Origin of the sequence: Anaerococcoides asporogena (assembly GCF_029590275.1) — a bacterium.
In the GTDB taxonomy this organism is placed as follows: Bacteria; Bacillota; Clostridia; order Clostridiales; family Clostridiaceae; genus JG1575.
The window spans coordinates 336,882-350,431 of the sequence record NZ_CP120965.1 but is presented as its reverse complement, the minus strand read 5'-3'; the positions used below and the strand labels follow the sequence as shown (position 1 = coordinate 350,431).

At 46.2% G+C, this 13,550-nt stretch carries 9 protein-coding genes, 5 tRNA genes and 2 rRNA genes; 5 read left to right on the top strand and 11 right to left on the bottom strand.

Annotated features, from left to right (window positions below; all coding sequences use genetic code 11):
• Positions 1-107 precede the first annotated feature (107 nt).
• Positions 108-1,025, bottom strand: coding sequence for a C40 family peptidase (locus P6M73_RS01690; RefSeq protein WP_277854435.1), 918 nt, complete (start codon positions 1,023-1,025; stop codon positions 108-110).
• A 502-nt stretch (positions 1,026-1,527) separates the two neighbouring features.
• Here P6M73_RS01690 and P6M73_RS01685 point away from each other — a divergent pair.
• The 3 genes from P6M73_RS01685 (at position 1,528) to cls (ending at position 4,030) form a co-directional block, all read left to right on the top strand.
• A tRNA-Val gene (locus P6M73_RS01685) sits at positions 1,528-1,603 on the top strand.
• 63 nt (positions 1,604-1,666) lie between these two features.
• Positions 1,667-2,356 carry a YjjG family noncanonical pyrimidine nucleotidase gene (locus P6M73_RS01680; RefSeq protein ID WP_277854434.1) on the top strand — a complete coding sequence of 230 codons (690 nt, stop codon included), beginning with the start codon at positions 1,667-1,669 and terminating at the stop codon, positions 2,354-2,356.
• Between the two features lie 210 nt (positions 2,357-2,566).
• Positions 2,567-4,030: a cardiolipin synthase gene (cls, locus tag P6M73_RS01675; RefSeq protein ID WP_277854433.1), complete on the top strand. Its 1,464-nt coding sequence runs from the start codon at positions 2,567-2,569 to the stop codon at positions 4,028-4,030.
• A 210-nt stretch (positions 4,031-4,240) separates the two neighbouring features.
• On the opposite strand, the gene P6M73_RS01670 is transcribed toward cls, so the two are convergent.
• Genes P6M73_RS01670 through P6M73_RS01660 form a run of 3 tightly spaced genes read right to left on the bottom strand, consistent with a single transcriptional unit; the run spans position 4,241 to position 6,436 of the window.
• Entirely contained in the window at positions 4,241-4,948 is a 708-nt protein-coding gene (locus P6M73_RS01670) for a CpsB/CapC family capsule biosynthesis tyrosine phosphatase (protein ID WP_277854432.1), read from the bottom strand.
• A 29-nt stretch (positions 4,949-4,977) separates the two neighbouring features.
• The gene (locus tag P6M73_RS01665) at positions 4,978-5,721 is read right to left on the bottom strand and encodes a CpsD/CapB family tyrosine-protein kinase (RefSeq protein WP_277854431.1); all 744 of its coding nucleotides are present in this window, start codon (positions 5,719-5,721) and stop codon (positions 4,978-4,980) included.
• Position 5,722: 1 nt separating this feature from the next.
• Positions 5,723-6,436 (bottom strand): YveK family protein, encoded by a 714-nt coding sequence (locus P6M73_RS01660; protein WP_277854430.1) that lies wholly within the window; start codon positions 6,434-6,436, stop codon positions 5,723-5,725.
• 307 nt (positions 6,437-6,743) lie between these two features.
• Here P6M73_RS01660 and P6M73_RS01655 point away from each other — a divergent pair, with 307 nt between their 5' ends.
• Both P6M73_RS01655 and P6M73_RS01650 read left to right on the top strand, forming a co-directional pair.
• Complete coding sequence (locus tag P6M73_RS01655; protein ID WP_277854429.1) at positions 6,744-7,283, top strand: transposase; 540 nt, start codon at positions 6,744-6,746, stop codon at positions 7,281-7,283.
• Between the two features lie 222 nt (positions 7,284-7,505).
• Positions 7,506-8,240 carry a transposase gene (locus tag P6M73_RS01650; protein WP_277854428.1) on the top strand — a complete coding sequence of 245 codons (735 nt, stop codon included), beginning with the start codon at positions 7,506-7,508 and terminating at the stop codon, positions 8,238-8,240.
• Between the two features lie 215 nt (positions 8,241-8,455).
• Here P6M73_RS01650 and P6M73_RS01645 read toward each other — a convergent pair whose 3' ends face one another.
• The 7 genes from P6M73_RS01645 to P6M73_RS01615 form a co-directional block, all read right to left on the bottom strand.
• The gene (locus P6M73_RS01645; protein WP_277854427.1) at positions 8,456-9,448 is read right to left on the bottom strand and encodes an IS5 family transposase; all 993 of its coding nucleotides are present in this window, start codon (positions 9,446-9,448) and stop codon (positions 8,456-8,458) included.
• Between the two features lie 366 nt (positions 9,449-9,814).
• Positions 9,815-9,890: transfer RNA gene (locus P6M73_RS01640), tRNA-Ala, on the bottom strand.
• Between the two features lie 6 nt (positions 9,891-9,896).
• Positions 9,897-9,973 (bottom strand) — tRNA-Ile (locus tag P6M73_RS01635).
• A gap of 37 nt (positions 9,974-10,010) precedes the next feature.
• A 5S ribosomal RNA gene (rrf, locus tag P6M73_RS01630) occupies positions 10,011-10,128 on the bottom strand.
• 75 nt (positions 10,129-10,203) lie between these two features.
• A 23S ribosomal RNA gene (locus P6M73_RS01625) occupies positions 10,204-13,085 on the bottom strand.
• Between the two features lie 178 nt (positions 13,086-13,263).
• Positions 13,264-13,340, bottom strand: a tRNA-Ile gene (locus tag P6M73_RS01620).
• Positions 13,341-13,347: 7 nt separating this feature from the next.
• Positions 13,348-13,423, bottom strand: a tRNA-Ala gene (locus P6M73_RS01615).
• Positions 13,424-13,550 lie beyond the last annotated feature (127 nt).

Genomic DNA, 13,550 nt, shown 5'->3' with positions numbered 1-13,550 from the left:
CCAGTCATTCCTCTGGCGCAATGACATCCGACAATTTTATGAACAATAAAAAAATGCAGTGTGAACTGCATTTTTTGAATGTCAATGATGAAGGTGTCTATTGATGGTTAGTCCCAATAGGGTCTAAGGTAACCCTTAATCCGTCCTACACTCTGGTACCAGTCCAAAGATTTAATTTCCACTGTTTTTCCCGGTCTGGGCGAGTGAATCATCTTGTTGTCTCCGATATAGATTCCAACATGTGAAATGCTGTAACCATCGGTCATCACGATGATGTCTCCAGGGCGCCGGTTGGAAGATGAAATCTTGGTGTCGATTCCGTACCATTGCTGGGTTGCAGTTCTCGGGATTCTATATCCCACCCGGCCATATACATACTGAGTCAGGCCGGAACAGTCAAATCCGCCTTCTGACCAGGATTCCCCTGCATAGACATAGGGTGCTCCGATCAGTTTCCTGGCCTCAGCAACCTCGCGATCCCCAATCGTGTTGGATGTGGTGCTGGTCTGAATAACGCTGGATGTGGAGCTGGCGGTGGAACTAACGTAGGGCAGACTGTTGAACAGCGTGCTGGAAATGAACCAGTAGGACTTATACGAAAAGCCTTTCTTGCCATTATGCTCGATATAGACATAGTTTCCGTTCCGTCCCAGGACTTTGACATCAGTACCCTTGTACACATAGCTCACTTTGGTGGATGAGCTGCTGGCACTGGATCTGACATTTACATTCCCTGTAGCCGTAATGGTAGAGCCTTTCCAGTATGAGTTATAGGTGTATCCAATTTTTCCATTATAAGAAATCTTGTAATATCCGTTCTGAATGCCGAGGTACTGAACATTGGTTCCTGCTGCAATATATCCCAGCTTTGAGGAATAATTGTTGCTGGATGCTCTTAGATTAACCCCAGACTTTGCGGTGACTGTAGTAGCTTCAGCAATAACTCCGGTAAGCGGAGCCAGAAAAGTGGAAACCGCAAGTGCTGCAGAAACCATAATCTTTACTTTTAAATTTCTTGTCTTCATATGTTCTCCTGTCTCTTACCTAATAGTATTTTTTATCTACCCTTCAATGATGACAGTCACTATATTACAAAAGGATGACAAATATTGCAAGGAAATGAATCTTTACATCGGCTTTATAATCGATATTTGCTAATGACAGCTGCTCTTTAGTATCTTTTTCATACCCCTAAGCCCTTTTTCGTTATCTATTAGATAGTAACAACTTGCAATTATTATAAGAATTGCTATTATCTAATCATGAATCAAATGCCGTACTTTCTTTATTTCATCTTCACAAATTGGTTCCATTTTGCATTTTTGTTATTGAAAGTTGTAAACGTCCTGTTGATTCCCTCCTTAGATTTAGGAGTTTGTCCTCATAAAAAGTAAATTCCGACTGCATTGGAGGACATTGCGCTCAAAATGGCCTGGGCGCACATTTTTCGGCTGTTTTCTTAAAAAATGAACGAAAAACTATAGCATTTCAAACCCGCATAGTGTATACTCTTTTTATGGAAACTTTGGGACGTTAACTCAGCTGGGAGAGTGTCACCTTGACGTGGTGAAAGTCATAGGTTCGAGTCCTATACGTCCCACCATCCAGAAAAGGAATTTTTAGAAATTCCTTTTTTTTATACCCTTTTTTATCCAGGAGGTCTGTGATGTATAAATTCCTGTTATTCGATTTGGACGATACAATTCTCGATTTTAAGTCAGCCGAAACTCATGCCTTTTCTTCGCTGCTGGAACATCACGGAATTCAAGCAACGCCGCAAAGAATTGATCGTTATTCAGCCATCAACCAGGCATTGTGGCTGCAGCTGGAACGAAAAGAAGTCAAACTGACTGATGTGCTGCACGGACGTTTTGAGCACTTTTTCCGTGAGATCGGGATACAGGTAGACGGCGAAGAAGAAGAAACCCTTTTCCGTTTCCATCTGAATCAACATGCCCAGTTAATTCCTGATTCCAGGCAGCTTCTGGCCGGATGGCATTCCACCTACAAAGTATATGCCGTATCAAACGGCGTACTTCAAACCCAGATGCTTCGACTCAAACTCGCTCAAATTGACCATCTGTTTCATGGCCTGTTCATCTCAGAGACAGTAGGTGTCAATAAACCGGATCCAGCGTTCTTCCGGCATGTGGCGGACTCCATCCCAGACTTCCGTGCCGATCAGGCGATTATTATCGGAGACAGTCTAAGCTCTGACATCCGGGGCGGCAACCGTGCAGGAATTACCACCTGCTGGTTTAATCGATTTGACCTCCCCAATCCAACAGAACCGGATTTAGTTCCTGATCACGTAATCCATAATCTGTCCGAGCTGGATCACATTCTCAAGTCATAAATTCAAAACGGTGAAGTCAGCCTTTGACTTCACCGTCATTTCTTTTGTCGGAACTCTGCTTAATTGAAGGAAGATTGATTCCATCACCCTGTAGCTGAACTCATCTGAAACTCGGGACCGCTTCTTTACAATCTTTTCGCTTTTGCTGTGGGGTTTCTGAATTGTTTCCAATGATATAATGATTTCATCAAGCGATGTGGAGGAACGAAATTGAAAATATTCTCCTATTTAAACTTTTTGTTTTATGCGATCACTTTTGTGATTATGTTCTCCCTGGTTTTCTATAAACGGGAACGCCCGGAGAAAGTTCTGGGCTGGCTCCTTGTGCTGGTTTTCCTCCCACCTGTGGGGCTCCTGCTCTACTTATATATGGGCATAAATTGGCGGGATACTGTACTGAATGAGCGGTATTCGCCTGCTGTCACTGAACTCATCAACAAGTCACTCCGTGATTTTGAGGGTCCCAATGAGGGAGTGGCGCGAATGGTCTCCAACCTGACGGGAACGCCCATGTTCCATTACAACAAAATTAAGCTCTATAAGGATGGAATTGAGAAGTTTGAGGATCTGATCCACGACATCAGCCAGGCGAAGCATCATATTCACATGGAATACTATATTGTAAAATCCGATGAGATCGGACGCCGTGTATTCCTGGCATTAAAAGAACGAGCGCTGGCTGGAGTAAAAGTCCGGGTCATCATGGATAAAATTGGCGGCCGGCCCTTTGATAAGCATCTGAAAAAAGAACTGATGGACGCTGGCGTTGAAATCGTCACTTACACTGCTGCCTTTGCCTTTGTCTCCCGGTTCATTGATATGTCCATCAACTATCGGAATCACCGCAAAATGGCGATCATTGACGGCAGCATCGGCTATATCGGTGGCAACAACATCGGGGATGAGTATGTCTCAAACAGTGACATGGGATACTGGCGAGACACACATATGAGAGTAGAAGGAGATTTTGTTCTGGGAATGCAGGGTTTATTCTTTGATGATTTCTCCGCAGTCCTTCACCGGAATCAGGTCAGTAAGAAATGGGAATACATGAAGCGCAGTGAGATCTACGCCGAAGAGTCCGATCTTTCCAGTTATTTCCAGCCCTCTTCCGTATCGGACGAAACGCCCATGCAAATTATCTATTCCGGTCCGGAATCCGCCCTTTATTCCATTGAACTCCTATTCCTGAAGATGATAACAACTGCCCGTGAAAGAATCTATATTTCCACACCCTACTTCATCCCCAGTGAAGGAACGATGTCAGCCCTGAAGGCAGCCATCCAATCCGGCGTGGATGTTCGAATCATGTTCCCGGCGCAGTTTGATCACCCCATAGTCGGGCACGCCTCCATGACGTATCTGGGAGATTTGATCGAAAATGGAGCTCGGGTATTTATGTATGACAAGAAGGCATTCAGCCATAACAAAGCCGTTGTCTGCGATGGCCGAAGCTTCACTTTGGGCACCGCCAATTTTGATGTCAGATCCTTCTTTTTCAACTACGAGGTGAATGCCGTCGTTTATGATGAGTACTTCGCCGCCAAAATGGAAGGGATGTTTCATGAAGACATGGACCATGCCGAAGAACTGACCCTGGAAAAATATTTAAACCGTCCCAAGCTGACCTTGATGAAAGAAAGCTTCTTCCGGGTCTTCTCACTCCTGTTTTAGTTTCCCGAACAGGGAATCAGGCTGCATCCCCCTCATCCATCAGCCAGATTTGACTGCCCGATAAATCAGCCGGATATTCCAGGCTGATCCAGCTGCCACTTAAACACACATGGATATGAAACTGCCACGGACAAATCCACCGCTACGAAAAAAGACAGGGTCATGAAGTATTTCTCTTCATGACCCTGTTTTTTATAACCTTCACGTTTTCTATTGATCAGAACCATTCATGATTTCACGGCCTAATCGATCTACCGTCAGGAAACGGTCCGAACCCAGCTTCTTCCGGATCACAGAAGCGGCCTCTCCCAAATTTGGCACTCGTGTTCTTACGTTGTGCGAGTCGGATCCCAACAGAAAATGATCTCCCCGTTTCAACTGATCCAGCGCCTGTCGGCGGGATTTTCCGGAAAGGATATACTCACCGTTGATTTGAAACAAAGCGCCCATATCAATCAGATCATTGAGTTTATCAATTGCCACCGGGAAATCCGGATAGCGCTCCACATGAGCCAGGATTGGAGTCAGTCCGTGATTATTGATAATGGAATAAACCTCACTGATGATCCCTGCAGTCCAGATTGAAAACGGCATTTCAATCAATATCGCTTCCGTTCCCTGGATCTTCAGACGATCAAAGTCGGATAGGCGGCTCATCCCGGAAAAGAATGAAACTTCAGCACCCAGCCGGATGTCAGGTACATCCATTCCTTCCACCGCTTCCCGCAGCAGGTCATAGGCTCGCTGACGTCGTGTCAGGAATTCAGAAATGGATTCCTTTGTATGGTAATAATGTGAAGTAGCGACGACTGTCCCGACTCCCTGGTCTTTCAGCATTTTCATCAGCTGAATGGACTCGCCGACATCGCTGCTGCCATCATCCATATGTGGCAGGATATGAGTATGAAAATCTATCATGCGCCTTCCCCCAGGAGTCTGCTGTTATTCTATCGAGCTGCAGATTCCTTATATGAGCGGTAATTTGAATATCTGCGATTTCCTTTGGCATTGACTCCGTTCAGGACAAAGCCCAGGACATTCGCTCCGGCGAACTTCAACTGAGACAGCGCGGGATGAACAGAATCCTGCTGGGTTCGGCTTGCTCGGATGACGAAAATCATGCCCGTAAGCAAGCTTGAAACGATAACCGCATCGGTCACGACACTAACCGGCGGAGTATCCACCAGGATGTAGTCATAGCGATTGGACAAGGATTCAATGAGTTCTTTCATTTTTCTCGAACCAAGCAGTTCCGAGGGATTGGGAGGAATGTCTCCCGACAGCAGCACATCGATGCTGGTAGTCTCCAACTGGACGGTCTGGACGGCTTCCTGTACTGAATTCATGTTAACCAGCACATTGCTTAAGCCCGGTACTGCCTTTACTTTCAGCAGACGGGAAACCTTAGGCTTGCGCAGATCACAGTCAATCAGAAGAACCCTGGATTGCGTTTCGGCAAAGGTGATCGCCAGGTTCAACGCTGTAATGCTCTTCCCTTCCCCTGCATCGGAACTTGTTACTCCGATGACCTTGCATCCTTCTGATGTGGTGGAGAACTGGATATTGGTACGAAGCACTTTCAGCTCTTCCACGATAGAAAATGGTGTTTTCTTTCCCAGGATATGCTGACGCTCTGTTTTAATATTTTGAACGCCGTGGTCTGTTTTGCCACCGAATAATCTGAAAGACATCTTAGATCACCTCGCTGCTCATGGCATAGCCATAGTTGTTGCTGCTTGCATTCTCATAATCAGAGATCGCTCCCAGGATCGGCAGATCCGTGATCCGCTGCAGGTCCTGTTCCGTTTTGATCCGAGTGTCCATCAGTGAGACAAGTAAAATCAGACCGGATGCCAGCATGAAACCGGCCACAAGTCCAATCATTGTGTTGGAGAGGATGTTAGGTGATGTAGGAACATCGGAAAACTTGGCCCGGTCAATGATCTTTACTGATGTACCGGTGACGATATCCGACAGATATTCAGGAGCCGTATCAGCAATTGAATTGGCCAATGCCTGAGCCTCATTCGGATCCTCCGAAGTGACGTTTACCTGAAAAACTTCTGTATTATTCAGGGATCTGGCCGAAATCATTTTATTTAGCTGTCCAGTAGTATAAAGCGAGTTGCTTCGTCCGATTACGTCGGTCAGCAACGTGTCGCTCTGGATAATCGTGATGTATGTATCAACAAGAGACTGAGCTGCCGCGATATCACTGGATGACATATTCGCTTTACTGGTGGTGGAATTGTTGACGTACATCTTTATGGATGATGTATACTTGGGCTTAACGAGAAAACGAGTGAATCCAAATACTACAGCGCCTGAAAGGATGGTAACCAGGATAATAATCCAGATACGATGCCACAGGATCAGAAATAGTTCCTTTAAATCAATTTCTTCCAAATTGGGTGCCTCCAAATGATGATTCGTGAGAAAAAAGAGAATACAGCTTCTGTCTTCTATCTATGAGAGTATGGAATGGATCAGGATCTATTGACCAATACCATCTGGGCACTGACAGACTGCCCTATCTTAAATGGATAAAGAAAAAGGGCAATTTTGAAATATAAGCAAAATGCCCTTTGTAATTAGAGACTGCTGAATGGGTCCGGAACATAGTGTTCAAGCCACTTTTAACTGGTTTCTGGTATAATAAAGTTATAAGTTTTCATTAAATTTCAGCATTTTTGCTCGTATTCAGGAGATTTTTATGGGTTTTAAGAAGAGAAATCGTCAAATTTCGGTGTTTGAATACCCAAGTGGTTTCCATGGGGTCAGCATTGATCCCTCCAATCGATGGGTGAAATTATCCCATCAAATGCCCTGGGATCTCATCGAAGAAATCTATGCCACTAAGTTCAATGGGCCTCGTGGCAACCGGGCATACTCATCCAGACTGGCCTTTGGCGCTCTTTTTCTCAAACAAGCCTTGAATGTCTCTGATGCGGATTTGATTGAGCTGGTTCGTGAAAATCCATATCTTCAGTTTTTCCTTGGATTCGAAGAATTCTCAAGTGAATTGCCCTTTGATACCAGCTTGATGTCTTACTTCAGGCAACGCTTTACAGCTGCAGAAATTTGCCAAATCAATGAAGCTATTATTGCTCAGAATCCCTTAAAGAAACCATCGTCCAATGATGATAGTGATGATGATTCGAGCGGCGGCCATTCGGGGAAAGCGATCCCAAAGACTCTGAGTCGAGCACTTCTTCGGTCAATGACTTGGTACAGACAAACAGCGGTACGTTGATCCTGGATGCTACCTGTGTTCCACAAGACATCCACTTCCCGACGGATATCCGCCTCCTGTATGAGGCGGTCTGTTCAGCCATGCGTCATCTAGAAATAACACGAGGAAAACCCATTACCAAAACTCAGAAGTCATTGTTGAATCATGCCAGACAGGCTTATTTGAGCATCTCCAAATCGAAAAAATACTCCAGCCCAGTTCCGAGAAAAACAGGGTATTCTCTTGAGATTGCTGAAACGCTGCCTGGGATACTTTGACTCACCAGCCATGAACAAACCCATCAGCCCAAAGACGATGGATGCACTCAAGACACTGTCTTTGATTCATGATCAGCAGTTTGAGATGTGGAAGTTAAAAATTAACCGGATCGAACGTCGAATTGTCAGTGTGTCCCAGCCCTGGGTAAGGCCTATCAAGCGGGGCAAGGCATCCGTCAACACCGAGTTTGGTTCGAAAATTGCCCTCTCAACGGTGGATGGGTATGTGCGAATGGAGTATTTTTCGTTTGAAAACTTCAATGAAGCCCTGACCTTGCAAGAGAGTGCTGAGCGTTACAAAGAAAGAACAGGATCATATCCTGAAAGGATCCTGGCAGATAAGATATATCGAAACAAAGCCAACCTGGCATTCTGCAAAAGCAAGAATATCCGAATGAACGGTCCGGCACTTGGCAGACCCCCAAAGGATCCTCAGGTGCGCCAGCAGCAGCGAGCAGCAGAGGTCCAGGAGGCTGGCGATCGCAATATGGTGGAAGCCAAAATCGGAGAAAGCAAACGGAAGTATGGTCTAGACAGAATTATGGAGAGAACACAGCAAGCCACTGAGGTGATGATCTGTGTTAGTTTTGTTGTGATGAATTCCTTCCGCAACCTGAGGAAGCATCTTGCTTCTTTTTTTGACAAAAACCAAGTCTTCAATTTCTACATATCTTTCGAGGTTTATGCAATTGCTTCCTGAAAAGTAGCAATTATTCATAACCCTCTAATTATACTTTGAACATTATTAAGAGTCAAGTCAGCTTAAGATTGGATCTAAGGAAACACTGATTATTTGAGGTTAACGTTTCCCAGTTCGGTCATTATGTTGTTTTTTTGCTCATGGGTGCACAAAAATGCTGGATTTTAGTGCGATTTCAGCCCGTTTTGTGGGCTAACCCCCAATTTCGGGCGCACTTATCCCATGCAGAATTCTTTCGTTCGTTTTGCACGAATACAATTCAACAAATTGGCGCTGGCAAACAAGATGTTGAATCTATTCAAATTTTTGCTGATCCCCCGATAAACTACTTTGGCATAACCAAAGAACCGTTTGACGATCAAAAATGGGTGCTCCACTTTGCTTCGAACGGATGATTTGCGTTGTTCAATTGCCCGGTCCCACTGGATCCCGGGATAGTTCTTATTGGTCTTGATCTTGGAAGGGCGAACATTGCTGCGAAATTCAATAGTAGATAAGTGCGGATCCTCGGTGAATTCTTTTCTTGACTCGACTCCATTATAGCCGGAATCTCCGTAAGCTACTTCATCATCGGGACGAATCAGTTTGTGTGTCTCGTTTATGTCATGGACATTGGCCGCAGTCCCTGTGACTGTATGGACATACCCACTGCCGGCGCAAACTCCGGTATGAACCTTCATCCCAAAGTACCACTGATTGCCTTTCTTTGTCTGGTGCATCTCAGGGTCTCGTTCTCCCGTCTGGTTCTTGGTAGAACTGGGGGCTGCAATAATGGTGGCATCCACGATGGTGCCGCCATGCATCATTAGTCCGGCAGATTCCAAGCGTCTGGTGACATCATGAAAGATCTTCTCCCCCAAGAGATGGCTTTCCATTAAATGGCGAAAGTGAAGAAGCGTGGTTGCGTCAGGCACTTGCTGCGAGATGAAGTCCAGCCGCATGAATTTGCGCATGGCATAACTGTCATAGATGGCGTCTTCCATTGCAACATCGGAGAGGTTAAACCAATTTTGCATCAGGTACATCCGAAGCATTGTTTCAATTTCGATGGGCTTTCTGCCGCGTTTTCCCTGAGGATAGTAGGGGCGAATCATCTCGACCCAATCTTTCCAGGGAATGATAGTTTCCATAGAATCAAGAAACTCTTCTCTCTTTGTAGTCTTGCGGCGATGTGCGTATTCAAAATCACTGAAAGTCTGCTGCTTCATAAGAAAAACCTCGCTGGTAACGTAATACTTAAATTATATCGTGAGAGCGTTCCTCAGAGTTACAGAAAACAGAATTAATCAGCGTTTCCCTAATATTAGGGATTAAATATAGGTATCGCCCTGAAAAAATCCCTGGTTAGTAAATGTACATTAACTATTGTTATCAGACCAATAATACAAAATGCACTTTAATAATAAGTATTTGCTACACTTCAGCGATAACTTCTCAATTCAACCAAAATCGAAAGCTTCATTCATTCTCTGAGCGTTCGCTGAAGATTCAACTGCAGCGATCCGATTCAGTTTCTGATTCTGCCAATAAACAAAGAAGTCATGCAAGAGTGAATGCTCTCACATGACTTTTAGTGGTGGAGATAAAGAGACTCGAACTCTTGACCCCCTGCGTGCAAAACAGGTGCTCTCCCAACTGAGCTATACCCCCATATAATGGTGGACCATCAGGGACTCGAACCCCGGACCGACCGGTTATGAGCCGGCTGCTCTAACCAACTGAGCTAATGATCCATGCAAAATATCCTGATGAAACATCAGGATACTTTTAAACCGGCGTCAACCTACTTTTCCACACAGCTTCCCGTGCAGTATCATCAGCACCATAAGGCTTAACCATCGTGTTCGGGATGGGAACGGGTGTAGCCCTTACAGTCATAAACACCGGATTGGTTTGAGGTTTTATTGTTCCCTCAAGACTGCATATAGTTCTTCAAACGTAATTCATCATTTTTAACTTGTTTAAGATCAAGCCCTCGATCGATTAGTATGAGTCAGCTGCATGCATTGCTGCACTTACACCCCTCACCTATCTACCTTGTGTTCTTCAAGGGATCTTACTGGATTACTCCATGGGAAATCTTGTCTCAGGGTGGGCTTCACGCTTAGATGCTTTCAGCGTTTATCCCGTCCCAATATAGCTACCCAGCCATGCCGCTGGCGCGACAACTGGTACACCAGTGATTGGTCCAACCCGGTCCTCTCGTACTAAGGTCAGCTCCCTTCAAATTTCCTACGCCCGCGACGGATAGGGACCGAACTGTCTCACGACGTTCTGAACCCAGCTCGCGTGCCACTTTAATGGGCGAACAGCCCAACCCTTGGGACCTACTTCAGCCCCAGGATGTGACGAGCCGACATCGAGGTGCCAAACCTCCCCGTCGATGTGAACTCTTGGGGGAGATCAGCCTGTTATCCCCGAGGTAGCTTTTATCCGTTGAGCGATGGCCCTCCCACGAGGTACCACCGGATCACTAAGCCCGACTTTCGTCCCTGCTCCACTTGTAGGTGTCGCAGTCAGGCTCCCTTCTGCCTTTACACTCTATGGACGATTTCCGACCGTCCTGAGGGAACCTTTGGGCGCCTCCGTTACTTTTTAGGAGGCGACCGCCCCAGTCAAACTGCCCACCTAGCAATGTCCCGTGACCCGTTTCCTGGTCTCCGGTTAGAATCCCAATATCTACAGGGTGGTATCCCAACGGTGACTCCCCATGACCTGACGATCATGGTTCTTCGTCTCCCACCTATCCTGTACAGTAAATATCGAAACTCAATGCTAAGCTACAGTAAAGCTCTACGGGGTCTTTCCGTCCAATCGCGGGTAGCCAGCATCTTCACTGGCACTACAATTTCGCCGGATTTGTTGTTGAGACAGTGCCCAAGTCATTACGCCATTCGTGCGGGTCAGAACTTACCTGACAAGGAATTTCGCTACCTTAGGACCGTTATAGTTACGGCCGCCGTTTACTGGGGCTTAAGTTCATACCTTCGCTTGCGCTAAGCATTCCCCTTAACCTTCCAGCACCGGGCAGGCGTCAGCCCCTATACTTCAGCTTGCGCTTTTGCAGAGACCTGTGTTTTTGTTAAACAGTTGCTTGGGCCATTTCACTGCGGCCATGTCGCCATGGCACCCCTTCTCGCGAACTTACGGGGTTAATTTGCCGAGTTCCTTAACAACAATTCTTCCGATGGTCTTAGGATTCTCTCCTCATCTACCTGTGTCGGTTTGCGGTACGGGCAGCATGTCGCTCCTTAGAGGCTTTTCTTGGCAGCGTGAACTCGGGTATTTTCGTATCTCAGAATATGCCAGAAGGGATTTGCCTCCTCTGACTCCCTCGAATACTTCGACAGGCTCTTCCAACCGCCTGTTACCCTATCCTCCTGCGTCACCCCATCGTGTTAACGCTTCATGCCGGTATCTGAATATCAACAGATTGTCCATCACCTACGCTTCTCAGCCTCGGCTTAGGCCCCGACTAACCCTGAGCGGACGAACCTTCCTCAGGAAACCTTAGATTTTCGACCTGCGGGATTCTCACCCGCATCTCGCTACTTATGCCAACATTCTCACTTCTTAACAGTCCACAGCTCCTTTCGGTACTGCTTCGCCCCGTTAAGAACGCTCCTCTACCGCGTATATTAAAATATACACCCGTAGCTTCGGTGATAGGTTTTAGCCCCGGACATCTTCGGCGCAGGATCTCTCGACTAGTGAGCTATTACGCACTCTTTTAATGAGTGGCTGCTTCTAAGCCAACATCCTAGTTGTCTTAGAAATCCCACATCCTTTTCCACTTAACCTATACTTGGGGACCTTAGCTGACGATCTGGGCTTTTTCCCTTTTGACAATGGCACTTATCTGTCACTGTCTGACTGCCGGATTAAAGTCTTTGGCATTCGGAGTTTGATAAGGTTCGGTAAGCGATATGCCCCTAGCCCATTCAGTGCTCTACCTCCATGACTCATCATCCAACGCTAGCCCTAAAGCTATTTCGAGGAGAACCAGCTATCTCCGAGTTCGATTGGAATTTCTCCGCTATCCACAGCTCATCCCATGGTTTTTCAACACCAATGTGGTTCGGTCCTCCACGAGATTTTACTCTCGCTTCAACCTGTCCATGGATAGGTCACCCGGTTTCGGGTCTGCAACATGCAACTAGACGCCCTGTTAAGACTCGGTTTCCCTTCGGCTGCGCACCTGAAGTGCTTAACCTTGCTGCATATCACAACTCGTTGGCTCGTTCTACAAAAAGCACGTCATCACACGCTTATGGTGCTCTGACCGGTTGTAGGCACACGGTTTCAGATTCTATTTCACTCCCCTTCCGGGGTTCTTTTCACCTTTCCCTCACGGTACTGCTTCACTATCGGTCATCAGGTAGTATTTAGCCTTGGGAGGTGGTCCTCCCTGCTTCCCACCGGGTTTCACGTGTCCGGTGGTACTCTGGATCACTCTCGGTCCGTCTTCCCTTTTCGCCTACAGGTCTGTCACCTTCTATGGCGCTGTTTCCCAACAGCTTCGGCTAAGGGGCCTCTTCCCTTTCTTGAGTGTCCGCAACCCCAGAGAGCAAGCTCCCTGGTTTGGGCTCTTTCCTTTTCGCTCGCCGCTACTAAGAAAATCGATGTTTCTTTCTCTTCCTCCGGGTACTTAGATGTTTCAGTTCTCCGGGTGTGTCTTCCTATAGAGTATGGATTCCTCTATGGATGCCTTTCGGCGGGTTGCCCCATTCGGTGATCTCAGGATCACTGGCTATGTGCGCCTACCCTGAGCTTATCGCAGCTTATCGCGACCTTCTTCGACTCCTGATGCCAAGGCATTCACCATGCGCCCTTTATAGCTTGATCTTTTTTCAAGTTAATTTTTGGCTCAAGGTTGGAGCTTTCGCTCCCCTTGACGTTTTTGAATTGTTGTCAATAACTTTTCAGTTAATGACTAACTTCTCAACGAAATTGTTTTTTCTACAATTTTGCTTTACGTTTTAAGAATATATGCAGTTTTCAAAGAACAATTGAGAAAAATAAATGGTGGGTCTAAGTGGACTCGAACCACCGACCTCGTGCTTATCAGGCACGCGCTCTAACCACCTGAGCTATAGACCCTTTTCTGTGGTGGAGATAAAGAGACTCGAACTCTTGACCCCCTGCGTGCAAAACAGGTGCTCTCCCAACTGAGCTATACCCCCACAAACGAGAAAATATTGTTATTCTCTCAAGATTAAACAGAATACTCGGATGTACAAATCAGTAATCCTTTTATGGGAGATATCCGTGAAATGGACATCCTTTATCTCATCCATGTTGCCATGGCTG

Bases quoted from the DNA above. Each gene is read 5' to 3' on its own strand.
- P6M73_RS01690 (WP_277854435.1), bottom strand. From the start codon at position 1,025: ATGAAGACAAGAAATTTAAAAGTAAAGATTATGGTTTCTGCAGCACTT.
- P6M73_RS01680 (WP_277854434.1), top strand. From the start codon at position 1,667: ATGTATAAATTCCTGTTATTCGATTTGGACGATACAATTCTCGATTTT.
- P6M73_RS01670 (WP_277854432.1), bottom strand. From the start codon at position 4,948: ATGATAGATTTTCATACTCATATCCTGCCACATATGGATGATGGCAGC.
- P6M73_RS01665 (WP_277854431.1), bottom strand. From the start codon at position 5,721: ATGTCTTTCAGATTATTCGGTGGCAAAACAGACCACGGCGTTCAAAAT.
- P6M73_RS01655 (WP_277854429.1), top strand. From the start codon at position 6,744: ATGGGTTTTAAGAAGAGAAATCGTCAAATTTCGGTGTTTGAATACCCA.
- P6M73_RS01645 (WP_277854427.1), bottom strand. From the start codon at position 9,448: ATGAAGCAGCAGACTTTCAGTGATTTTGAATACGCACATCGCCGCAAG.